At 64.2% G+C, this 20754-nt stretch carries 25 protein-coding genes; 6 read left to right on the top strand and 19 right to left on the bottom strand.

The window, feature by feature from the left end; genetic code table 11:
* Positions 1 to 34: 34 nt before the first annotated feature.
* Together Q0O40_RS06115 and parC are read right to left on the bottom strand one after the other, a co-directional pair.
* Positions 35 to 802: an SDR family NAD(P)-dependent oxidoreductase gene (locus Q0O40_RS06115; RefSeq protein WP_295527531.1), complete on the bottom strand. Its 768-nt coding sequence runs from the start codon at positions 800 to 802 to the stop codon at positions 35 to 37.
* A 15-nt stretch (positions 803 to 817) separates the two neighbouring features.
* The gene (gene parC, locus Q0O40_RS06110; protein WP_295527529.1) at positions 818 to 3103 is read right to left on the bottom strand and encodes a DNA topoisomerase IV subunit A; all 2286 of its coding nucleotides are present in this window, start codon (positions 3101 to 3103) and stop codon (positions 818 to 820) included.
* Between the two features lie 110 nt (positions 3104 to 3213).
* On the opposite strand from parC, the gene Q0O40_RS06105 reads away from it, so the two are divergent.
* Positions 3214 to 3816 (top strand): type 1 glutamine amidotransferase domain-containing protein, encoded by a 603-nt coding sequence (locus tag Q0O40_RS06105; RefSeq protein WP_295527527.1) that lies wholly within the window; start codon positions 3214 to 3216, stop codon positions 3814 to 3816.
* An 11-nt stretch (positions 3817 to 3827) separates the two neighbouring features.
* Here the strand turns inward: Q0O40_RS06105 and Q0O40_RS06100 are convergent, their stop codons facing one another.
* The 6 genes from Q0O40_RS06100 to Q0O40_RS06080 form a co-directional block, all read right to left on the bottom strand.
* Positions 3828 to 4304 carry a hypothetical protein gene (locus Q0O40_RS06100; RefSeq protein ID WP_295527524.1) on the bottom strand — a complete coding sequence of 159 codons (477 nt, stop codon included), beginning with the start codon at positions 4302 to 4304 and terminating at the stop codon, positions 3828 to 3830.
* Positions 4294 to 5190, bottom strand: a complete 897-nt coding sequence (locus Q0O40_RS06095; RefSeq protein ID WP_295527522.1) for a metal-dependent hydrolase — start codon at positions 5188 to 5190, stop codon at positions 4294 to 4296. Before Q0O40_RS06095 ends, Q0O40_RS06100 begins: the two co-directional genes overlap by 11 nt.
* 155 nt (positions 5191 to 5345) lie before the next feature.
* Positions 5346 to 5750, bottom strand: a complete 405-nt coding sequence (locus Q0O40_RS06090) for a DUF6713 family protein (protein ID WP_295527521.1) — start codon at positions 5748 to 5750, stop codon at positions 5346 to 5348.
* A gap of 206 nt (positions 5751 to 5956) precedes the next feature.
* A complete protein-coding gene (locus tag Q0O40_RS06085) occupies positions 5957 to 6115 on the bottom strand; it encodes a helix-turn-helix domain-containing protein (RefSeq protein WP_295527519.1) in 159 nt (52 codons plus the stop codon).
* A 118-nt stretch (positions 6116 to 6233) separates the two neighbouring features.
* A complete protein-coding gene (locus tag Q0O40_RS15865) occupies positions 6234 to 6347 on the bottom strand; it encodes a type II toxin-antitoxin system RelE/ParE family toxin (RefSeq protein WP_367183723.1) in 114 nt (37 codons plus the stop codon).
* A gap of 49 nt (positions 6348 to 6396) precedes the next feature.
* Positions 6397 to 6912 carry a TetR/AcrR family transcriptional regulator gene (locus Q0O40_RS06080; RefSeq protein ID WP_295527517.1) on the bottom strand — a complete coding sequence of 172 codons (516 nt, stop codon included), beginning with the start codon at positions 6910 to 6912 and terminating at the stop codon, positions 6397 to 6399.
* Here Q0O40_RS06080 and Q0O40_RS06075 point away from each other — a divergent pair.
* Positions 6886 to 7590, top strand: coding sequence for a hypothetical protein (locus Q0O40_RS06075; protein ID WP_295527515.1), 705 nt, complete (start codon positions 6886 to 6888; stop codon positions 7588 to 7590). The genes Q0O40_RS06080 and Q0O40_RS06075 overlap by 27 nt on opposite strands.
* Before the next feature lie 449 nt (positions 7591 to 8039).
* Here the strand turns inward: Q0O40_RS06075 and Q0O40_RS06070 are convergent, their stop codons facing one another.
* The 4 genes from Q0O40_RS06070 to Q0O40_RS06055 are packed head-to-tail and all read right to left on the bottom strand — an operon-like array spanning position 8040 to position 12158.
* Positions 8040 to 9656, bottom strand: a complete 1617-nt coding sequence (locus Q0O40_RS06070; RefSeq protein WP_295527514.1) for a M28 family metallopeptidase — start codon at positions 9654 to 9656, stop codon at positions 8040 to 8042.
* 32 nt (positions 9657 to 9688) lie between these two features.
* Positions 9689 to 10021 carry a 2Fe-2S iron-sulfur cluster-binding protein gene (locus Q0O40_RS06065; protein WP_295527511.1) on the bottom strand — a complete coding sequence of 111 codons (333 nt, stop codon included), beginning with the start codon at positions 10019 to 10021 and terminating at the stop codon, positions 9689 to 9691.
* 2 nt (positions 10022 to 10023) lie between these two features.
* Entirely contained in the window at positions 10024 to 11124 is a 1101-nt protein-coding gene (locus tag Q0O40_RS06060; protein WP_295527508.1) for a cysteine desulfurase family protein, read from the bottom strand.
* Positions 11121 to 12158, bottom strand: coding sequence for an aminotransferase class V-fold PLP-dependent enzyme (locus tag Q0O40_RS06055; protein WP_295527506.1), 1038 nt, complete (start codon positions 12156 to 12158; stop codon positions 11121 to 11123). The genes Q0O40_RS06060 and Q0O40_RS06055 overlap by 4 nt, the downstream gene beginning before the upstream one ends.
* 159 nt (positions 12159 to 12317) lie before the next feature.
* On the opposite strand from Q0O40_RS06055, the gene Q0O40_RS06050 reads away from it, so the two are divergent.
* Positions 12318 to 12974, top strand: a complete 657-nt coding sequence (locus tag Q0O40_RS06050) for an alpha/beta hydrolase (RefSeq protein WP_295527504.1) — start codon at positions 12318 to 12320, stop codon at positions 12972 to 12974.
* A gap of 145 nt (positions 12975 to 13119) precedes the next feature.
* Positions 13120 to 13533: a DUF3597 domain-containing protein gene (locus Q0O40_RS06045; protein ID WP_295527501.1), complete on the top strand. Its 414-nt coding sequence runs from the start codon at positions 13120 to 13122 to the stop codon at positions 13531 to 13533.
* 105 nt (positions 13534 to 13638) lie between these two features.
* Here the strand turns inward: Q0O40_RS06045 and Q0O40_RS06040 are convergent, their stop codons facing one another.
* The 3 genes from Q0O40_RS06040 to Q0O40_RS06030 all read right to left on the bottom strand — a co-directional run bounded on the left by Q0O40_RS06040 (position 13639) and on the right by Q0O40_RS06030 (position 15463).
* Positions 13639 to 13998, bottom strand: a complete 360-nt coding sequence (locus Q0O40_RS06040) for a hypothetical protein (protein ID WP_295527498.1) — start codon at positions 13996 to 13998, stop codon at positions 13639 to 13641.
* Between the two features lie 132 nt (positions 13999 to 14130).
* Positions 14131 to 14760 carry a glutathione S-transferase N-terminal domain-containing protein gene (locus tag Q0O40_RS06035; RefSeq protein WP_295527495.1) on the bottom strand — a complete coding sequence of 210 codons (630 nt, stop codon included), beginning with the start codon at positions 14758 to 14760 and terminating at the stop codon, positions 14131 to 14133.
* A 52-nt stretch (positions 14761 to 14812) separates the two neighbouring features.
* Entirely contained in the window at positions 14813 to 15463 is a 651-nt protein-coding gene (locus Q0O40_RS06030) for a glutathione S-transferase family protein (RefSeq protein WP_295527493.1), read from the bottom strand.
* Between the two features lie 77 nt (positions 15464 to 15540).
* Here Q0O40_RS06030 and cobS point away from each other — a divergent pair, with 77 nt between their 5' ends.
* On the top strand, positions 15541 to 16533 hold the full coding sequence (cobS, locus tag Q0O40_RS06025) for a cobaltochelatase subunit CobS (RefSeq protein ID WP_295527491.1): 993 nt from the start codon (positions 15541 to 15543) through the stop codon (positions 16531 to 16533).
* Here the strand turns inward: cobS and Q0O40_RS06020 are convergent.
* Genes Q0O40_RS06020 through fmt form a run of 4 tightly spaced genes read right to left on the bottom strand, consistent with a single transcriptional unit; the run spans position 16530 to position 20298 of the window.
* Complete coding sequence (locus Q0O40_RS06020; RefSeq protein ID WP_295527488.1) at positions 16530 to 17462, bottom strand: homocysteine S-methyltransferase family protein; 933 nt, start codon at positions 17460 to 17462, stop codon at positions 16530 to 16532. The two genes, cobS and Q0O40_RS06020, sit on opposite strands and share 4 nt — an antisense overlap.
* 5 nt (positions 17463 to 17467) lie before the next feature.
* A complete protein-coding gene (locus tag Q0O40_RS06015; RefSeq protein ID WP_295527486.1) occupies positions 17468 to 18574 on the bottom strand; it encodes an NADH oxidase in 1107 nt (368 codons plus the stop codon).
* A 60-nt stretch (positions 18575 to 18634) separates the two neighbouring features.
* Entirely contained in the window at positions 18635 to 19381 is a 747-nt protein-coding gene (gene truA, locus Q0O40_RS06010) for a tRNA pseudouridine(38-40) synthase TruA (protein WP_295527484.1), read from the bottom strand.
* Positions 19378 to 20298 (bottom strand): methionyl-tRNA formyltransferase, encoded by a 921-nt coding sequence (gene fmt / locus Q0O40_RS06005; protein ID WP_295527482.1) that lies wholly within the window; start codon positions 20296 to 20298, stop codon positions 19378 to 19380. The genes truA and fmt overlap by 4 nt, the downstream gene beginning before the upstream one ends.
* A gap of 106 nt (positions 20299 to 20404) precedes the next feature.
* Between fmt and Q0O40_RS06000 the strand changes: the two genes are divergently transcribed.
* Positions 20405 to 20754, top strand: a 350-nt coding sequence (locus Q0O40_RS06000) for a toprim domain-containing protein (RefSeq protein WP_295527480.1), incomplete at its 3' end; no start/stop codon positions are given.

Here is a 20754-nt window from a genome sequence, read left to right as displayed (position 1 = left end):
GGCCCCGGCCTACGCCGGGGCGCGGAGGGCTTTCCTACAAACTCTGCCCGTCATCCACCGAGATATGCGCGCCGGTTGTCTGGCGCGAAGCGTCGGACGCGAAGAACAGCATCAGCGGATCGAGCGCGGTGATGTTGGTCAACCGGCGGCGATGCCAGCCCGCGATCTGCGCTTTGCCGCCATCGGTATCGAACCATTCCCCGCCGATCTCGGTGCGGATATAGCCCGGCTGGATCACATTGACATTGATCCCCTGGCGCACCCATTCCTGCGCCAGCTGACGGCCAAGATGCGCCACGCCCGCCTTGCTGGAGGCATAGGCCGCATCGCCCTGTCCGGTCATCTCGGCGGTGATCGAGCCGATCAGGATGATCCGCCCGCGCTCGCTTTCTTTCGAACCCGCCGCCATCATCCGCCGCGCCCCTTCGCGCGCGGTGAGGTACACGCCGATGAAGTTCGTATCGATCACGCTGCGAATATGGTCGGCGGCAAGATCGACCGCGCGGCCCGGAATCACGATCCCGGCATTGGCAACCACCACATCGGGCGCGCCAAACTTCGCCTCGGCCGCATCGAACGCGGCGATGATCGATGCCTCGTCGGTCACATCGAGCGACACCGCCAGCGCGCGTCCGCCGCCCGCTTCGATCTCGGCCGCCAGATCGGCAACGCGCTCGGCGCGCCGCGCCCCGATCACCACCGCCGCGCCTGCCGCTGCATAAAGCCGCGCAAAATGCACGCCCAGCCCCGATGATGCGCCGGTGATCAGCGCGATGCGTCCTTCAAGTTGCCTGTCTGCCATCCTGTCCCCCTGTGTTCAAAACTTGTTGTCGCGGGGAAAGCCGCTGGGCGGCAAGCGCCCCGCCGCCCCGCGCGCGGCTTTCCATGCCTGCAGATCCTTCTCGGAGCGAGTGCGGCCGCTGTCGCCGCCCATCGCCCACGAGAGGCCATCTTCCAGCCGCAAGGTCACTGCATCGGCCATGCCGCCATCCTTGTAGCGCTGCAAGGCCACACCTTGCCCTTTGGCCAGCACCGGCACTTCGCTCAGCGCAAAAACGAGCAGCTTGCGGTTATCGCCGATCACCGCGACATGATCATGCTCAGGCGCGATCTCGCGCACCACGATCAGCTTGCCCCCCGGCTTGATCGAGGCCACGCCGCGCCCTTTGCGCGTTTCGGCGAGCAATTCGTCCATCTCGGCGGCAAAGCCGCGCCCGTTATCGGCCGCAAGCAGCAATTGCCCGCCGGGCTGGTAGATCAGCAGCGCGACGACATGGGCATCGGGATCGATGTCGATCATCGTGCGCATCGGCTCCCCAAAGCCGCGCGCGCCGGGCAGCTTGTCCGCGCCCAGCGTGTAAAACCGCCCATTGCCGACCGCGACCAGCAGCTTGTCGGTGGTCTGCGCGTGGAGCGCAAAGGCCGGGCCATCGCCTTCCTTGAACTTGAAATCCCCATCCAAAGGCAAATGCCCCCGCGCCGCGCGGATCCAGCCGCGCTGCGAGAGGATCACCGTCACCGGCTCCTTCTCGATCATCGCGTCCATATTGAACTCGCGCGTCGGCGCGGCTTCGGCGATCGTGGTGCGGCGCCGGCCCAGCGGCGTGGTCTCGGCATATTCCTTGCGCAGCGCGTTCAGGTCTTTCTTCAGCCGCTTGCGCTGCAATTGCGGGCTCTCGATCAGCTTGTCGAGTTCGTCCTTCTCCGCCAGCAGCCCATCGCGCTCCTTGCGCAGTTCCATCTCCTCCAGCTTGCGCAACGAGCGCAGCCGCATGTTGAGAATCGCCTCGGCCTGCCGGTCGTTGAGGCCGAACTCGGCCATCATCGTTGGCTTGGGCTCGTCCTCGGTGCGAATGATCTCGATGATCCGGTCGAGATTGAGGTAAGCGATGATATAGCCATCGAGCAGCTCCAGCCGCGCGGCGATCTTCTCCAGCCGGTGGCGCGAGCGGCGCAGCAGAATGTCGATCTGCGCGATCACCCATTCCTGCAGCATCAGTTTCAGGCCAAGCACGCCCGGCGTGCGCCGCGCATCGAGCACATTGAGATTGAGCCCGAAGCGCGTTTCCAGATCGGTCAGCCGATAGAGCGATTCTTTCAGCAATTCGGGATCGACATTGCGGCTCTTGGGCACCAGCACGATGCGGATCGCCTCGTCGCTTTCATCGCGCACATCTTCGAGGATCGGCAGCTTCTTGTCGCCGATCAGCGCGGCGATCTGCTCGATCAGCTTGCCCTTCTGGATCATGTAGGGGATCTCGGTCAGCACCAGCTGCCATTGCCCGCCGCCCAGCTTTTCGATGCCGGTCTCTTCCCACACGCCGGCGGCGTCCTTGCCGGTGGAAAAGCGCCCGCGCACCCGGATCGCGCCCTTGCCGCTCTCGTAAGCCGCGCTGATCGCTGCCTTGCTATCGACCACCAGCCCGCCGGTGGGCAAGTCCGGCCCGTGAAACACTTCCATCAGCTCACCGTGCGTCACCGCCGGGTTGTCGATCAAGAGCAGCGTGGCATCGACAATTTCGGCCACATTGTGGCTCGGGATATTGGTGGCCATGCCCACCGCGATCCCGCTCGATCCATTGGCCAGCAGATTGGGAAACAGGCCGGGGAAGATTTCGGGCTCTTCTTCCTCGCCATTATAGGTCGGATGAAATTCGACCGTGCCGTCTTCCAGCCCGGCCATCAGCCGCATCGCGGTGCGCGTCAGGCGCGCTTCGGTATAGCGATAAGCCGCCGCATTATCGCCGTCGATGTTGCCGAAATTGCCCTGCCCCTCGACCAGCGGATAGCGCAGCGCGAAATCCTGCGCCAAGCGCACCATCGCATCATAGACCGAGGCATCGCCATGCGGGTGATATTTGCCGATCACATCGCCGACCACGCGCGCCGATTTCTTGAACGCGCCGGTGGCATCGAGCTTCAATTGCCGCATCGCCCAGAGCAGGCGGCGGTGCACCGGCTTCAGCCCGTCGCGCAGATCGGGAAGCGAGCGCGCGGTGATCGTCGACAGCGCATAAACAAGGTAGCGCTCCGACAGCGCGCTATCGAAGTGCGCATCGACAATCGCATCAAACGGATCGGGCTCGGTTGTTTCGGTGGTCATGGTGCCATCTGCCCTAGCAATCCGGCGAAGCGAGCGAAACCTTCGGAACTGTAACGTCCACCGTTCATTATGTCCCTGCGCATCCCCGCAAACCCGCAGGAGATTTTCCCATGGCCAAACGCGTCCTCATCATCGCGACCGACGGCTTCGAGCAATCCGAGCTGATCGAGCCCAAAAAACTGCTCGATGTCGCCGGGTATGAAACTGTCGTCGCCAGCCCGTCTTCTGGCAAGATCAAAGGCTGGAACCACGGCGAATGGGGCCTTTCGGTCACGGTCGACGCCGATATCGAAGACGTCTCGGAAGACGAATTTCATGCCCTCCTGCTCCCCGGCGGGCAGATGAACCCCGATGTGCTGCGCATGGACCAGCGCGTGATCGAACTCATCGAGGATTTCGATGCAGCGAACAAGCCGATCGCCGCGATCTGCCACGCGCCATGGCTGCTGATCGAGGCCGAGATCGTCGATGGCCGCACCGTCACCGGCTGGCCCTCGATCCTCACCGACCTTGAAAACGCCGGGGCCGACGTGGTCGATCAGGAAGTGGCCATCGACGGCAACCTCATCACCAGCCGCAAACCCGAAGATATCCCCGCCTTCACTCAGGCGCTGATCGACGCGCTCGAAGCCGCTGATGACGAGGAAGAGCTGGAAGAAGACAACGAGGAAGACGAAACCGACGACCACGAAGCGGAAGAAACCGAGCGCTGAGGAGGCGCTGTCTATTCCGGTTCAGAACCCTTCGCGCCGAGCAGCACCCAGACCGCCGCCATCAGCGTGATCGCGCCGATGATCGCGGGCACAAAGGCCAGCGCGCCCGCAAGGCTCGCTGGCCCTTGGGCATTCGCGCCCATGGTCAGCCCTCGATTGGCCGCAAACATACCGAAGAAATAGAACGCGAAGTTGCCCCAGATGGCGATGATCGTGCCAAGCGCCACGAAGCGCTTGCGCGGTGCGGGCAAACCGACCTTGTTCAAAACCAGACCAAGCGCGATGGCCATAATGCCGTTGGTAAGCATGCCGATGTGCAGCGTGCGCCAGCCCGCCATCGTGCCGGGTATCGCCCATTCGAAAAACACCGGAAGCGGCGAAAGCGACACACCGCCGATCAGCGCCCAGACGAGCCCAAAGCCGCAGATCAGCGCAACCAGGAGCGCCGCCAGCCCATGCCGCACGAGCAACCAGGCCTCAGGCTGCATGGACGCTCGCTTCGTCGGCGATGCCCATCATCCGCGCCATCCGTGCGTGATCCAGCTTGAGCACATCGCCCTCGTTCAGGAAATACCGCCGCCACGCGACCTGAATGGGATTCTGCGCATGATTGACCAGCGGATGGCGGCGCGGGTGATAGCTTTTGCGAAACACCGGCAGCGCGCGCCACAGCAGGCGGCCCAGCATGCCAAAGCAATATCCCACCTCGCGAACAGCGGTCAAAGGCCCGCGAATCCAACCCTCAACGCGCGCCATGTGCCAATAGGCCCGCGCCGTTTCCGCCGCGATATGCACCAGCGCCTCCACGATCATCCGGCGGCGATAAGCTTCCTGCCCCGGATAGAGATGCTGCCACACTTCGAACGCAACCGCGCCGTGCTCCACTTCCTCGACCTGATGCCACACCCAGATCGCCTTCATCACCGGGTGCGCATCGGCAAACCAGCGGTCATGGTTGTCGAGGATGATCAGCCCTGCCAGAAACGTGAATGTCTCATAGCCCGCCGTGAACCCCACCGCCCGGCGCAGGTCGTCCACCTCCGCGCGCCTGCGGAAATCCTCACCTGCCGCCGTGTCAAAGCTCTCCGCCTTGGGATAGCGCGCCGCCAGCGCCCGGTTTACCTTGAGGAATGTCTTGGCGTGCTGCGCCTCTTGCCCGATGATCGCATCGACATCGGCCCCTAGCCGGGCATCGGTGATATGCGGCCGCGCCTTGGCCAGCGCCCGGCACAGATACCGCTCAAAATGCGGCACATGCAGGCCAAGACCATTGAGAAATGCCGAAAACCGGGGATCGGTCCGGCTCCACAGCACATCGCCCGGGCCAATGTCCTCGACCGAAAACTTGAGGCGGCGCACCGGAATATCATCCATCGGATGCGCGCTGGGCATCTCTCGGTTGTTCGCAAGGGCAACCACACTGGTCATGGCGCTAGAGTGGTCCCGTCCGTCAAAACAAGTCAAGCGTTTCTGGAAATAGCGGCGCGGTGCGCGCAGATACTGTGACGCCAAACGGCACCGTAATCCTGTCAGCCTTGCAGCCTCAACGCCGCAAGCAATAGCAGATGCACCATGCCAACTGCCGCACCGCCAAAGATCAGGCTGCGCGAGGCGCGACTTTCAAAGTCGTAAAGCACGTGCCCCGCAAGCCGATAGTGAATGCCGGCATGCGCAATCAGGAAAATATCGAGCGCAGCCTGCGACGTCAGCCGCACTGCGGGTGGCGCAAGCGCAAATAGCCAAAACAGAACGGCAACGAGCGGCACGTGGACAAGCACGAACGCATCGCGGGCAAGCTCCTCCGGCATCCGCCTCAGCACGAACAACAACCGCCACTCGCGCGCCCGCACGGCATCCAGCTCATGCGCGAGCAAGATCGACAGGCCGAGCCAGAACAGCCCATCGGCCCAGAGTGCTCCGTTGGCGGCTAGCATCGAACAGCAGGGCATGGGCCGTGCTCGTTTGCTATAGCGCGAGAGGGCTTGGCATTCGCGAGCGGTTCGCTTGAATACATCGGTCGGGGATCTTGCAATGGCGCAGCGATAGCCCGGAGATAGCAGAATGTAGCATGCGCTACAATATGCAGGGATGAAATTGACAGCGACCAAAGCCCATCAGAGCAAGTCCGGTTTTGTCCCCATCACACCAGATCGTCGATCCCGAGCGCGGCAGCCAGTTTCCCGATCGTGGCGACCGCCCCGGTCTTTCGGCAAGCCTCGATATCCGCAATCTGCACCCGGTTCACGCCCGATACCTCCGCCAGCGCGATCTGCGCGAACCCGCGAACGTTGCGCCACACGCGCAAGGGGGCCTCGCCCGGCCATAGCTGCGCAAGTCGGCCAGTTCTTCCGCATTCGCCAGCAGGTTCCGGTATTCTTCGACCGGGATCGAGATCATTTCGCCCGTAGCCTTATGCTTCAGTCATAAATGCCGCCAAGCGGTCCAATCTCCAGAACGGCGAGCACCGCCCCATCGTCCTTGATCACGCGCCAATCGCCCACCCGCAGCCGGATGCCCGTTCGGCCTTTCAACGCGGAGACATTTTTTGCCTGCGTTTGAGTGCAACGTCACCGGAATTCATCAGTTGTCTGGGCTGAGCGGTCTACCCTGACGCGAACGCAAATCATTCAGCAGAACACTGATCGCCCAGCTTGTGGCACGTCCCATCTGCTCTCCCGTGAGGTCCCAGTGGTCGCGCATCTCAAGCCACGTGGTGGTATGCAGCACTTGAAGCATCGCGGTTGCTAAAACGCGATCTTCTTCGGGCAAATCTTTGACCGCATCGGCGGCAGCCGCGAGATAACTTTCCTGTCGCTCGCGCTTTTGCGAGAGGCGCATCGCGCGACCTTGCGGCGTCGAGCGGACGAGCGTGGCAATTGGAGCGATCCGATCCTGACCTTTGTAGATCGAATAAGTGTCGAGCAGTGACTGCTCATCTTTCGGGAATACCAGCCTGTTACCAGCCATCTCGCGCACTCTCGTGCTGGCCGTGGACAGCAGCGAATCGCGATCCGGAAAGTAGCGATAGATCGTGCGGCGACTGATCCCTGTCGTTTCCGCAACCACATCGTGACTGATCTCGTTGCCATCGGCCATGAGTTGAATGACGGCGTCGGCGATGCGGTTGCGCGCATCATCCTTCTTGCGCTCGCGCAGTCCGCGAACCTGGTCTTTCGGAGCATTCATGGGAGCGTCTTAGAAAATGACACAATTTATGTCAAACTTAGTTTGACACAATTTGTGCCACATTTTATGTGGGGTGGAATGGAGCCTGATCATGGAGGTTGTATGCTGTTCCACATGTCGATTGCCGCACACGATCCGCAGCATGTCGCTGAGGTTATTGCAGAGTTTTGGGGCGGGGAAGCACTCGCCTTTCCGCCCGTGTCCGAAAACGGTTGGATCGCGCTTGCCAATGATGAGCGCTGCACGGCACTTGAGGTCTTTCCGATCGATACCGTGCTGCGGGAAGCTGAAGGCGATGCGGATGCTTATGGTGAAGCGACCGGACTTGTCGGTTTCACTGCCACGCACGCGGCGATCGCCACAGCGCTGACCCAGAGGCAGGTCATGGCGATCGCGGTGCGCGAAGGCTGGCCTGCCAAGTACCGGAATCGTGGCGGCATGTTCGGGGTTATCGAGATCTGGATCGAAGGTCGGCAAATGATCGAAGTGCTGACGCCTGACATGCAGGCCGAATACAAGTCCACCATGTCGGCCGCGAACTGGCGCGCCATGTTGAACGCGGCCGGCGCGGCGGCTGCACTTTCCTGATCATCGCTCAACGTAACCAACGCCCGGAATTACGGTGACAGTCCACTTAATTCCGCTCCATCTTCGGCCCCGCTTGGCTGCGGACTCGAATTTAGTGCACTGTCACCGTAATACCAAACGCCGCGATGTCAACGCTAACACCCCCAAAACAACTTTCCTACACGCTGCGTTCCCGGCATAGGCCGCGTCTCTCTTTGAACCGTGGTTTTTGACGCCGCCCCGTCCTTCGCCTGCACGGCGGCATCGCCTGCTCTTTGCGGCAGGGCGGCGCTGTGGTCGTAGGGTCGTCTCCAACAGGCCATGTTTTTCGCGGTCTGGCCGGGATGCGGCGGGATCGCTGTGAGCGGGCACTAATGCATTGAATTACAGAGAGAAACGCCGCCCGCCGGGGCCACATGAGTTTTCCCTCAGGACTGTGTCAACTATGTCAACTTAGCCCTGCAGCCCCATCATTTTCCGGTCGCGCCGTATCCGCCGTAGAGCGTGCCGAAGAAGTCGCCCTTGTTCCAGCTTGGCCGCGCAGGCATGTCGGCCAGTTCGCGGGCGATGGCCAGATTGAGCGCCACGAACCGGGCCGCGGCGCCCCATTTGAACGGCAGCTTCATGTCGTCGGAGGGCTGATGGTAATGCGTTTCCAGAAACGCCGCCATCGCCGCCGCGCCTTCGCCGCCCGGCCCGGTCACCAGAAAGACCGCCGGGATACCTTGCTGGACAAAGCGGTAGTGGTCCGAACGGGTGAACAGGCCCTGCTCGGGCTGCGGATCGGGCACCAGCGCGATGCCCAGTGTGGCCCCGGCGCGCGCCACCGCTGGCCCGATGGAGGAGCGCTCCGCCCCGAACGCGACGACATCCTTGAAGTCATAGGTGATCAGCGGCATGTCGAGATTGACGTTGGCGACCAGATTGCCCTTGGGAAACGTGGGGTTCTGGGCGAAGTAATCGGCCCCGACGAGGCCCTTTTCCTCGGCGGTGACGGCAAGGAACAGCACCGAGCGCTTCGGCCGCGCCTTCAGATGCTTGAAGCCGTGCGCCACTTCGATCATCGAGGCCACGCCCATCGCATTGTCCATCGCGCCGTTGCACAGCGTATCGCCCTTCACCTCGGGGCAGGTGCCGACATGGTCGAGATGGGCGGAGAGCACCACGACCTCGTCCTTCAGCGCCGGGTCCGACCCTTCGATCACACCGGCCACATTGGCGCTCATCGCCCGGTTGATCTCGGTCTTGAGCGCGGCGCGCACGGTCATCGGTAAGGCCATGCGCTTGGGGTTTCCGGCCTTGCTTTCGGCGGCGGCCATGACCGCGTCGCTGCCGCCCGGTAGGCCTGCGAACAGCTTGGCCGCGCCTGCCAGACTGAGCTGCGCGAGGATGGGCGCGGTGCCGCCGGGATAGTACGGCGCGCCATCGGCCTGTGCCCAGGTTGCCCCCAGATTGCGCCAGTTGCGGGCGCGCCGGGCGAAGGACGAGACCTTCTCGCGGGTCGGCGTATCGACCAGCAGGATGCCGACCGCGCCGCGTTTGGCGGCCTGTTCGCGCTTGGTTGCGCCGTTGCTGTAGTGCGCGCGCTCCTCGGTCGGCAACGCGGACGGCGCGCCTGCCAGCAGCACGACGATCTTGCCCTTAACATCGAGCCCGGCATAGTCATCGCGCTTGAAAGTGGGCGCGACCACGCCGAAGCCCGCGAACACGAGCGCTGCATCCTTGGTCATTTCCGCCGCCTGCGGGCTGGCACCCGGCAGGTAATCGGTGCCGAATTCGAGCGCGGTTTCGCTGGTCCCCCGGATCAGCGAGATGCTGCCCTTGTCGGCGGGGCGAAAGGTGACGAGCGGCACCGGCTGGAGATAACCGCCTGCCGCGCCCGCAGGCTTGAGGCCCATCGTCTCGAACTGCGCGGCGACATAGCGCGCGGCAATATCGAACTCGCGCGTTCCCGCCTCGCGCCCGTTCATCTCGTCGCTGGCAAGGAACCCGACATGACCGCGCATCGCCGCCTCTTCGGGTTGCCATGTCTGCGCGGCGACCGGCGAGGAAAACGCGATTGCCAAGAGAACGGCGGGTCTGAACATGGCAAAGGCTCCTCGCAAGAATGGTTTTGGGCTCAGCGCCCCTGCATGTCGCGCGCTTCGCTGGGCACGCGCACTTCGAGGCCGTCCAGCGCTTCGGTCAAAGTGATCTGGCAGGCAAGGCGGCTGGTGCGCGTGACCACGGCGGCGAGATCGAGCATGTCCTCCTCGTCCTCGCTTGCCTCGGGCAGCAGCGCGAACCAATCGGGCGCGACGATCACATGGCAGGTCGAGCAGGCCATCTGGCCCTCGCACGTGCCTTCGAGCGGCAGGCCCGCATTCTGGCCCACTTCAAGCAGGCGCGTGCCCGCCGCAGCCTCGGCGGCGATACGCTGGTCCTGCGCGGTGACAAAGGTGACTTTGACCATGGCTAGTCCCATCCCTGAGCGCGCGCCGCCGCATGGATTGCGGCCGCCGCTTCTTCCAGTTCCCCTGCCCTTGTATAGCGCCCGAAGCCAAGCCGGATCGCCGTTTTTGCCTCTTTGTCGGAAAGTCCGATGGCGCGCAAGACATGGCTGGGCCGGCCCGAGCCGCTGGCGCAGGCAGACCCGGCGGAAAACGCAATGGTGCGGCAATCCGACATCAGCCGCGCGACATCGAGGCCATCGCGGCGAATATTGAGATTGCCGTGCCAGCGCTGATCCGCGCTACCGTTAAGCGTCCACCCGGCGAAGAGTTCGCGGGCGCGGGCCCACAGGCTTTCCACATGCCGTGCATCGCTTTCCCGCAGGTTTATGCACAGCGCCGCCGCCGCGCCGAACCCGGCGCACAGCGCGGGACTGAGCGTGCCGGAGCGCAGGCCCTGCTCCTGCCCGCCGCCATGGATAAGCGGCGCCAGCGCGATGCCATCGCGCACCCACAGCGCGCCAATGCCCTTGGGGCCATAAAGCTTGTGCGCCGAGATCGCGATCATGTCGGCATGGGCGGGCGGGGCCAGCTTGCCCGCGCCTTGCACCGCGTCGCACAGGAACAGGCCGCCCGCCGCGTGCGCCGCCTCAGCCAGCGCATCCACCGGCTGGATCGTGCCAATCTCGTTGTTGACCTGCATCACTGCGAGAATGTGAAGCTGCGGCGGCAGGGGCACATCGGCGGGCACAATCCCATCCGGGCCGACGGGCAGGACATAGACCTCGCTGCCCCCCCGCATGGCCTCGGCGCAATCAAGCACGGCGGCATGTTCGATGGCGGACACGGCCAGAACCTTGGCGCTATCGTTCTGCAAAGCCCCGCGCAGCGCCAGATTGAGCGCCTCGGTCGCGCCCGAGGTGAAGATCACCCGGCCCCCGGCGGGCATCAGCGCGGCAACCTGCTCGCGCGCCACCTCGACCGCCGCCGCCGCCACGCGGCCCGGGCGGTGGGGGCTGTGCGGGTTGGCAAAGCCCATCTCTTCGGGGCCAGCAAGCCAGCGCAGCATCGCCTCGCGCGCTTCGGGTGCCAGCGGGGTGGTCGCCTGATAATCGAGGTAGATCATGCGGCTATCTCGGCCCAGGCGGCGAGGAAGCGGTCGATATCGGCGGCGCTCGTCTCGCGTCCGATGGATACCCGGATCACCTCGTCCGGCGCGGGGGTGCCCATCGCGGCAAGCACGTGGCTGGTGCGCAGCGAGCCGGATGAACAGGCGCTTCCCGCCGAAACCGCGATGCCCATGCCATCGAAGCGGATGAGCTGCGCGTTGGCAGATCGGCCCGGCATGCGGTAGCTGCCGATGGCGGCAATCCGCGGCGCGGCGGCTGCAATCACTTCGCCGCCCAGTGCCGCAAGGCCCGCCTCCAGCCGCTGGCGCAGCCGCTCTGCCTCGCCCATCCAGCCGCTGCCCGCCTCCAGCGCGGCGGCCATGGCGAGCACGCCGGGCAGGTTTTCGGTGCCGCCGCGATAGCCGCGCTCCTGCCCGCCGGGCGCTTCGAGCAGCGCAAAATCGCGCACCAGCAGCGCGCCCACGCCGATCGGGCCGCCAAACTTGTGCGCCGAAAGCGCGATCAGATCTGCATGTGGCAGCGCGATCTTGCCCGCAGACTGCGCCGCATCGACCAGCAGAACGCCGCCTAGCGCCCGCACCGCTTGGCCGATCTGCGCAATCGGCTGGATCACCCCGGTCTCATTATTGACATGCTGGACCGCCACCAGCGCATCCGCCGCCGCGATCTCGCCCGGATCGATCAGGCCCGACGCATCGACCGCAAGCCGAGCCGCGCCCGCCCCTGCCGGGCGCAGCACCGCCTCGTGCTCGACTGCGCTGAGCATGACCCGCGCCGCTCTGGCCCTCGCCGTCCTGGTCCGCGTCAACGCCAGCGCCAATGCCTCGCTCGCGCCCGATGTGAACACGATCTCGCCCGCCCAGCCGAGCGACGCCCCGATCCGGGCGCGTGCATCCTCCAGCGCCGCGCGGGCGGCGCGGCCGGTGCGGTGCGGGCTGGAAGGATTGGCCCATACCTCGAAGCCGCGCAGCATGGCCTCGTGTGCGGCAGGCAGCAGCGGCGTGGTTGCGGCATGATCGAGATAGAGCATCGGCCTTGGCACAAACTTCTTCCAGACAGGCTTTTCAAAGAGGAGGCGGCAAATGTTGCTTTTGCGTCACTAGTTTCTATATACCCGGTTCTTTCTTTTCCCAGCCCCGACAATTCCGGCGTTCCGCCGCCTGTTGGTGCAGGCCATTCAGGACAAACGATGCCAGCAGTCATTTTTCCCGGACCCGATGGCCGTCTCGAAGGCCGCTTTCAACCCTCGTCGCGCCCGCGCGCGCCCGTGGCGATGATTCTTCATCCCCACCCACAGGCGGGGGGCACGATGAATGACCGGATCACCCAGGCGATGTACCGCACGTTCGTGAACCGCGGGTTTGCCGTTTTGCGCTTCAATTTTCGCGGCGTCGGCCGCAGCCAGGGCAGCTTTGACAACGGCATTGGCGAGCTTTCCGATGCAGCCGCCGCACTCGATTGGGTGCAATCGATCCACCCGGAAGCCACCAACACCTGGATTGCGGGCTATTCGTTCGGCGCGCTGATCGGCATGCAGCTATTGATGCGTCGCCCGGAAATCCGTGGCTTCATCTCGGTTGCGCCGCCCGCCAACATGTATGATTTCAGCTTTCTGGCGCCCTGCCCCGCTTCGGGCATCATCGTGCAAGGGGCGGCGGACACGGTGGTGACCCCAAACAGCGTGCAAAAGCTGGTCGACAAGCTGCGCACCCAGCGGCACATCACCATCCATCACGACGAAGTGCCGCGCGCCAACCACTTCTTCGAAAACGAACTGCCCGACATGATGCGCGCGGTCGACAACTACCTCGACATGCGGCTCTCGCCGGATTGCCCGATCAAGTGAGCTGACATTCTGCCCGGCGCACTGCGCTGCCCTGGCAGCGCGTCATAACGGTCACATTCATCGACTAACCTATCGGTGGGACTCGGCGCGCGCCAGCAACCTGAAGCTGCGCCACCATGTCCTTCGCCACGATCAGGAGAGCACGATGAGCATTTTCGGCAGCATCATGAATGCAATTACGTTCGGCGCTTACAAGAACACGACCGGCGAGGATCACCCTGCCGCCGCGCCAGCGCCTGCGCCAGCAGCAGCCCCGGTGGCTGCGCCCGCAGCCGCGCCGGCGCCGGTTGCTCCGCCGCCGATGACCGACGTCGATGTCGAAGCGACGCTGGCCAAGCTGGCCGAGGGCCATGACCTCAACTGGCAGACCTCGATCGTCGATCTGATGAAGCTGCTCGGGATCGATTCGAGCCTCGGCAACCGCAAGGAGTTGGCGCAGGAGCTGGGCTATACCGGCGAGCTCAACGGTTCGGCCGAGATGAACATCTGGCTGCACAAGGCCACGATGAAGAAGCTGGCTGAAAATGGCGGCAAAGTGCCCGCCGGTATGACCGATTAAGTCAGCGCCAAACCAAAAGGTCTGGCCAGCGGCTTTGCCACTGGCCGGACTTTTCGTTTGAGCGGTTAGCAACCGGCTGGCGCGAGTGCGCTCAGCCGGACTGCATCACGACTTGAAGAAGCCCGAGGCGATTCCGCTGAGATCGTTGAGCGGATTGCCATCGCCGTCCTTGTCGAGAAAACCGGTGACCATCTTGAGCGCATCGGGGCTCTGCCCGATCATCGAGGCAAAATTGCCGAGCGAACCCTCGCCGCCAATGTGGCCGACGATCTGCTGCAAAATGCCCGAATCAATCCCCGACTTGGCGGCGGCTGTCGTCACGGTGTCGGTCGGCGCTTGATGACCGGCCGCCAGCGCGGCGATCGCAGTCTCGGCCATGGTAGGGTCGATGCCGACTTTGGCGGCGAGATTCTTGATATCGATGTTGCCACCGACCTGGCTCAGTATCGTGTCGAAAATACTCATAGCGGCGTACTCCCTTTTTGCCTGACCTCACGCGGCCTCCTGATATGCCATATCGATTGCACAGGATTGTGGCTATGCGGTGAATCCGGACGGCAAATTGACGGAATCCGGCCGCGCCGCATCGCTTTGCAATCAATCGAGCTTGGCTGCTTTGATCAGCTGCCGGTCGATATCCTTTGATTCAAGGTACTTAGGCCGGGCGCGAAACCGCTCGGCATAGCGGACGAACGCCGGGCGATCCGGCATCGAGCCAAAATTCAATCCCCAATCGACCTGGCTGCCGACATAGACATCGGCCATGGTAAAACGCGCGCCGCACACCCAGTCGCGGCTTTCGAGCAAACCTTCCAGCGTCCCGATCGCCAGATCGTAGCTCCCATAGCCGACCATCCCCCGGCGCTCGGGCGTAACTTCCCAGGCCATCATGCGGGCGATGATCGCTTGTTCGAGCGGTCCGGCGGCAAAGAACAACCAGCGGTAATAGTCCGCAAGTTCATCCTCGCGGGGAAGCAGATCGGCCTCGGGATGCGCCGCCGCCAGATAGGCGCAGATCGCCGCGCATTCGGTGACCACGCGGTCGCCCCCTACCGCGTGGTGAACCACCGTCGGCACCTTGTTCATCGGATTGGCGGCGGTCAGCGTTTCGGGCCGGCTCGCCCATTCGACCAGCACGTGGCTATAATCCGCGCCTGCTTCGTGCAGCGCCCAGCGCGCGATCTGTCCGCGCGACATGGGAACGGTGTAGAATGTAAAGTCTGCCATGGTCTCTCCCCTTGCGGCTCGCTGTTTCTCGCCCTGCCGGAGTGCGCGGCGTTTATGCGGCAGGCATTATCTTGTTGGCCAAGACCGCCTCCTGCGCGTCAATCACCGTCCATGCCGGGCGCGCTGCCACGCGGTCATACCACGCCGCCGTTCGCGGCCGCGCCGCCCGGTCGGGGCCATAGCCGACATAGACCAGCGTGCGCAGCATCGAGGCAACTGCGATGTCGGCGATGGTGAAGTGATCGCCGAGCAGCCAGCCCGCATCCGGCGCCAAGCCTTCGATGTAATCGAGGCTGCGCGGCAATTCCGCCTCGCCTTGCAGGGCCAGTGCCTCATCCCCGCCCACTTTCAGCAGTTTGGGGCCAACCACCCGGTTGAACAGGATTTTGAGACCGGCTTCGGCAAAAATCGTATCGGCAAATTCATCGAGCCAGATCGCGCGGCCATAGTGCTCCGCTTCCCGGGGAATCAGCCGTGGTTCCGGATATTTGGTATCGAGATAGCAGACGATGGCGGTCGAATCCGAAAGGATGAAGCCCTGGTCGTCGATCACTGGGATCTTGGCAAACGGGCTGACGCTCAGAAATTCGGCATCGGTGACGCCCGGCCCACCGCGTCTGCGCTCATAGTCGAGCCCCTTTTCGGCCAGAACAACCGCGACTTTGCGCACGAAGGGCGAGATCAGCGCGCCATAAAGTTTCATCGAATGCTCCTCCCGGTTTGGATAGGGTACGCAAAGGTTATTGCAGCCCTGAGCGAGCGCGTATAGGCGTTCAACTGATGAACGAGATAGCCAACATGCAAGCAAGCCCAAGCTCTGCCACCGCCCTTTCTGCGCCAGACATCACGATCAACGTGCGCGAAACTTTTGGAATCGGGGTGGATATGACCGTCCCCGCGTTTTCGGTTGCCGATGAACGCGTGCCCGATATCGATCCGAATTACGTGTTCGATCCCGATACCACGCTGGCGATTCTGGCAGGCTTTGCGCACAATCGGCGCGTGATGGTGCAAGGCTATCACGGCACCGGCAAATCGACGCATATCGAGCAAGTGGCCGCACGGCTGAACTGGCCGTGCATCCGCATCAACCTTGACGCGCACATCAGCCGAATCGACCTGATCGGGCGCGACGCCATCGTGCTGCGCGACGGACTGCAGGTCACCGAATTTCGCGAAGGTCTGCTGCCGTGGGCGCTGCAGACGCCGACCGCGCTGGTATTCGACGAATATGACGCGGGCCGCCCCGATGTGATGTTCGTGATCCAGCGCGTGCTGGAAACCGAAGGCAAGCTGACCCTGCTCGATCAGAACCGGGTGATCCGCCCGAACCCGTGGTTCCGCCTGTTCGCCACCGCCAACACCGTGGGCCTTGGCGATACCAGCGGGCTGTATCATGGCACGCAGGCGATCAACCAGGGCCAGATGGACCGCTGGAACATTGTCGTGGGCCTCAATTATCTGCCCACCGCGACCGAAATCCAGATCGTGACCAGCAAAGTGCCGGGCCTCGACGAGACAACCGCAGGCAACATGGTCCGCGTCGCCGATCTCACCCGCAAGGGCTTCATCAACGGCGATATCTCGACCGTGATGAGCCCGCGCACGGTGATCAGCTGGGCCCAGAACGCCGCGATCTTCACCGATGTCGGCTTCGCCTTCCGCCTGTCGTTCCTCAACAAGTGCGACGAGACCGAGCGGGTGCTGGTGGCCGAGTATTACCAGCGCGTGTTCGGCAAGGACTTGCCCGAGAGCGTGGTGGGGAAAGCTTAGGCCCGCATGAGCGGCAGGCAAGCGCGGGCGATGGCTTCGACGTGCCGATGATCGGTGCCGCAGCATCCGCCCAGCACGCAAAGGTGCGGTAGCGCGGCGAGCATGTCCCGGTAGTCACATGCAAGCTCGGCAGGATCGCCTTCGTCGAGTTCGATCGCGTCATCAAGCTCGGCGTGGCTCATCCGCGAGGCATTGGCGCGAAGCCCACCGATCCGCGCCGCCAGTTCAGGATCGTCCAGTACCGCCGCAAAATGCGAGGGGTGCGCGCAGTTGATCATGTAATAGGCCACATCGCCGATGGAATCGTCGGTGCGCTTTACCGCCTCGGCCAGCGTCATGCCGGTGGGCAAGCGGCCATCGGTTTCGACTGTAAACGACACCACCGCCTTGAGCCCAGCATCGCGCGCTGCACCCGCGATGCCTTGCGCTTCCTCAAGATAAGTCATGGTCAGCGCGGTGACGAGTTCGGCACCTGCATCGGCTGCCAGACCGATCTGCCAGCGGTGATAATCGCACGCCTCGGCCGTACTCATCATCCGGCCGGGGCTATAGCCATCGCCGCGCGGACCGACCGGCAGGTTTAATACAATGGCGTTCGCGCCGCTCATTTCCCCGCGCAAGCCCGCGATGAGCGCGATCCCGGCACGATTCGCCTCGGCCAGTCGCGCCCGGTCATAACCCAGCGCCTCGCCCCAATCGGGACTGGACCGCCAGCTTGGCGCATCGAGCACGAACCCGGCGCCAAGCTCGTCCGCAAGCGTCAGGAACTTGCGGTAGTAAGCCTTCAGCCCCTCCACCCCGCGCGGATCATCCAGCAAGGTGAACGAAGCGAACTGGAGCAGCTCGAATCCGTCATGAAAAATCAGGCAAGTCTCCAGCCCGGCATCGATCAGGAAAGGGCTACCGCCAAGTGTGGGGAGTTGAGCCATGCGGTTTATGGCACCACCAGATACTTCTCGCCCGTGCGCCGCGCGTTGTATTCGGTAACTGCTTCCTTGGTCAGCATGCCTTCGAGCGAGACGTGCGCCTTGTAATGGCTGGCGAAGGTTGTGGTGAGGTCCTTGGCCACGCGGGCGCGCATCTTGCCCACGATCTCCATCCCGGCCTTGGCCATGAACGGGGTGAGCAGCCAGCCGCCCAGATCCCAGGTGAGGCCGAACGCGCGGTTAAGGATTGTCGGCCCCATATCGAGCCCGCCGTAGATATAGACCTTCTTGGGCACCGATGAGCCATAGCGGCTGAACGCGGCGCCTCGGCTGGCGGCGGCTTCCATCGCGGCGAGCAGCTGACCGGCCAGCGTGCCGCCGCCGATCGGATCGAAGCCGAGCATCGCCTTCGTCTCGACAATCGCATCGGCCAGTTGCGCGCCGAAATCGGCGTCGGTCATGTTGAGCACATGCGTCGCGCCAATGCCCTTGAGCAGCGCCACCTGCTCGGCGCTGCGCACCACATTGACCAGCGGGACGCCGTCTTCGAGGCAGATCCTGACCAGCATCTGCCCTAGATTGGAGGCGGCAGCGCAGTGCACCAGCCCGGTAAAGCCCTCCAGCTTCATCGTTTCCACAAAACCCAGCGCCGTCATCGGGTTGACGAAGCTCGACGCCGCCTGCGCCGCGCTCACGCTCTCGTCGACGGCCAAGCACATCGCGCTTTCGGCATACGCATAGCTGGCATAGGCCGTGCCCGGCACGCAGGCCACGCGCTTGCCGAGCAGCGCTTGCGCGCCCGGCGCATCGCCCGCGGCGACCACGATCCCCGCTGCCTCGTTGCCCGCCGGCATCGCCATGCCATGCCGCGCCGCCATGAAGCGTGTCGCGGCATCGGGCATCCGCGCGACGATCTTGCCCGGCGTGTATACCGCATTGGCGGTATCGGCAGAGGCGAACAGCAGGCCAAGGTCGGACGGATTGATCGGGCTGGCCTCGATTTGCACGAGCACTTGCGAGCCGACCGGCGCGTCCCAGCTCTTGTCGTTCAATTGCAGGGTCAGCGTGCCGTTTGCATCGAGCTGGGTGGTGAGTTGCTTGCCAGTGAATGCCATGATGATCTCCTGAGCCTTCGTGCCCGCATTATGCGGAGTTTCAGATTGCAACCTAAGCCATCATTCGCCGGGGTAAAGCGCCCTGACGAAATAGAGCCCGGCGGCAGGGGCATTCAGGCCGAGCACCTGCCGGTTGCGCGCCGCCAGCGCCTCGGCAATCCGGCCTTCCCGCCAGCGCCCCAGCCCGACCAGCACAAGGCAGCCGACCATCGAGCGCACCTGATGCTGCAGGAAACTGCGCGCCGCTGCCTCGATCGTGACGAGATTGCCCTCGCGCCGCACATCGAGCCGGTCCAATGATTTGACCGGGCTGGCCGCCTGGCAATGCGCCGAGCGAAACGTGGTGAAATCGTGCGTGCCGACGAGGCTTTGCGCGGCGCGGTGCATCGCCGCATCGTCCAGCGGCTGCGGCACCTGCCACGCCCGGTTCGCCTCCACCGTCAGCGGCGCCCGGCGATTGATGATGCGATAGGCATATTCGCGGCCAAGGCAGGAAAAGCGCGCGTGCCAATCATCGGGAACGACCGTGCATGCCGTCACGGCAATCGGCTGCGGGCGCAGCCGCGCATTCAGCCCTTGCATGAAGCGGAACGGGGTGAAGGCGCGCCGCACGTCGATATGCGCGCACATTGCCAGCGCATGCACCCCGGTATCGGTGCGGCCCGCCGCATGAAGTGTTGCCGCCTCGCCGGTGATCTCGAACGCCGCATCTTCAATGGCGCGCTGCACCGTGCGTCCCTCGGGCTGGCGCTGAAAGCCCACAAACGGCGTGCCATCCCATTCCAGGGTCAACGCAAAGCGAGTCATCCCGCGAGGTTTGTCCCCGCCGCAATCGGCCTTCCGCGCAGCAACGCGGGCGCATCCATCGCCGGCTTGCCCGCGCGCTGCACCAGCAGCGGGCGCAGCGCGCCGTCGCCGCAGGCAATCGTCAGGTGAACATCGAGCACGGTGCCGGGCGCGCCCCCCGCTGCTTCGTGCGCCTCGACAGGTTCGGCCTCCAGCACCCGGAAGCGCTCCCCCTCCAGCTCGAAAAACGCGCCGGGCGCCGGCGCGAAGGCCCGAATCTGGCGCATCACGGCGTCGGCGCTCTGCGTAAAATCGAGGCGGCTTTCGGCCTTGTCGATCTTGCGGGCATAGCTCACGTCTTCATCCGGCTGGGGCACCAGCGGAAACGCATCGAGGTTCGCCAGCACCTCTAACATCAATTGCGCGCCCATGGCGGCCAGATCCCGCGTGAGATCGCCCGCATTAAGGTTGCCGATCGGCATCGCGCCCATCGCGCGCATCGGCCCGGTATCGAGCCCGAGCTCCATCTGCATGATCGTCACGCCGCTCATCGTGTCGCCCGCCAGAATGGCGCGCTGCACCGGGGCCGCCCCGCGCCATTGCGGCAACAGCGAACCATGCACATTCAAACAGCCAAAGCGCGGCGCATCGAGAATGGCCTGCGGCAGGATCAGCCCATAGGCCGCCACCACTGCCACATCGGCATCATGCGCGGCAAATGTGGCCTGCTCCTCCGCGCCTTTCAGGCTGAGCGGCGTATGCACCGCGATGCCATGAGCCTCGGCGGCCAGCTGCACCGGCGACGCCTGAAGCTGCTGGCCCCGCCCCGCCGGGCGCGGCGGCTGGCTATAGACGGCAACGACCTGATGCCGCGCCGCCACCAGCGCATCCAGCGTCGGCACCGCAAAATCCGGCGTACCCATGAACACGATCCGCATGCTTTCCAACGCCCCCCAAAACCGCGAGCGGTCAAACTGCTCCCTGCCGAACCGCTTCCCGCCAAAGCGCTTCCTGTTTACCGCGCCCCGCCCTATCTGGGGAGCGATGGCATCGCAAGAGATCGAAGCGCTGGCAAGCGCATTGGCTCGGCTTCCCGGGCTCGGCCCCCGCTCGGCGCGGCGCGCGGTGCTCTGGCTGATCAAGCGGCGTGAGACCGCGCTGACCCAGTTGGTCGATGCGCTGGCGGCGGTGGGCGAGCGGCTGGTGGAATGCAGCGCCTGCGGCAATGTCGATACCACCAACCCTTGCGGCATCTGCGCCGATCCGCGCCGCGATGCGCGCGCGATCTGCGTGGTAGAGGAAGTCGCGGACCTCTGGGCGCTCGACCGCGCACGGCTGTTTACGGGGCGCTACCATGTGCTGGGCGGGCGGATGTCCGCGCTCGAAGGCGTCCG

It is taken from the genome of Novosphingobium sp. Chol11, from assembly GCF_945870625.1.
Lineage (GTDB): Bacteria > Pseudomonadota > Alphaproteobacteria > Sphingomonadales > Sphingomonadaceae > Novosphingobium.
This window is presented reverse-complemented; position numbering and strand designations above follow the sequence as displayed.

Bases quoted from the DNA above. Each gene is read 5' to 3' on its own strand.
- Q0O40_RS06115 (WP_295527531.1), bottom strand. From the start codon at position 802: ATGGCAGACAGGCAACTTGAAGGACGCATCGCGCTGATCACCGGCGCA.
- parC (WP_295527529.1), bottom strand. From the start codon at position 3,103: ATGACCACCGAAACAACCGAGCCCGATCCGTTTGATGCGATTGTCGAT.
- Q0O40_RS06105 (WP_295527527.1), top strand. From the start codon at position 3,214: ATGGCCAAACGCGTCCTCATCATCGCGACCGACGGCTTCGAGCAATCC.
- Q0O40_RS06100 (WP_295527524.1), bottom strand. From the start codon at position 4,304: ATGCAGCCTGAGGCCTGGTTGCTCGTGCGGCATGGGCTGGCGGCGCTC.
- Q0O40_RS06095 (WP_295527522.1), bottom strand. From the start codon at position 5,190: ATGGATGATATTCCGGTGCGCCGCCTCAAGTTTTCGGTCGAGGACATT.
- Q0O40_RS06090 (WP_295527521.1), bottom strand. From the start codon at position 5,750: ATGCTAGCCGCCAACGGAGCACTCTGGGCCGATGGGCTGTTCTGGCTC.
- Q0O40_RS06080 (WP_295527517.1), bottom strand. From the start codon at position 6,912: ATGGCCGATGGCAACGAGATCAGTCACGATGTGGTTGCGGAAACGACA.
- Q0O40_RS06070 (WP_295527514.1), bottom strand. From the start codon at position 9,656: ATGTTCAGACCCGCCGTTCTCTTGGCAATCGCGTTTTCCTCGCCGGTC.
- Q0O40_RS06065 (WP_295527511.1), bottom strand. From the start codon at position 10,021: ATGGTCAAAGTCACCTTTGTCACCGCGCAGGACCAGCGTATCGCCGCC.
- Q0O40_RS06060 (WP_295527508.1), bottom strand. From the start codon at position 11,124: ATGATCTACCTCGATTATCAGGCGACCACCCCGCTGGCACCCGAAGCG.
- Q0O40_RS06055 (WP_295527506.1), bottom strand. From the start codon at position 12,158: ATGCTCTATCTCGATCATGCCGCAACCACGCCGCTGCTGCCTGCCGCA.
- Q0O40_RS06050 (WP_295527504.1), top strand. From the start codon at position 12,318: ATGCCAGCAGTCATTTTTCCCGGACCCGATGGCCGTCTCGAAGGCCGC.
- Q0O40_RS06045 (WP_295527501.1), top strand. From the start codon at position 13,120: ATGAGCATTTTCGGCAGCATCATGAATGCAATTACGTTCGGCGCTTAC.
- Q0O40_RS06040 (WP_295527498.1), bottom strand. From the start codon at position 13,998: ATGAGTATTTTCGACACGATACTGAGCCAGGTCGGTGGCAACATCGAT.
- Q0O40_RS06035 (WP_295527495.1), bottom strand. From the start codon at position 14,760: ATGGCAGACTTTACATTCTACACCGTTCCCATGTCGCGCGGACAGATC.
- Q0O40_RS06030 (WP_295527493.1), bottom strand. From the start codon at position 15,463: ATGAAACTTTATGGCGCGCTGATCTCGCCCTTCGTGCGCAAAGTCGCG.
- cobS (WP_295527491.1), top strand. From the start codon at position 15,541: ATGAACGAGATAGCCAACATGCAAGCAAGCCCAAGCTCTGCCACCGCC.
- Q0O40_RS06020 (WP_295527488.1), bottom strand. From the start codon at position 17,462: ATGGCTCAACTCCCCACACTTGGCGGTAGCCCTTTCCTGATCGATGCC.
- Q0O40_RS06015 (WP_295527486.1), bottom strand. From the start codon at position 18,574: ATGGCATTCACTGGCAAGCAACTCACCACCCAGCTCGATGCAAACGGC.
- truA (WP_295527484.1), bottom strand. From the start codon at position 19,381: ATGACTCGCTTTGCGTTGACCCTGGAATGGGATGGCACGCCGTTTGTG.
- fmt (WP_295527482.1), bottom strand. From the start codon at position 20,298: ATGCGGATCGTGTTCATGGGTACGCCGGATTTTGCGGTGCCGACGCTG.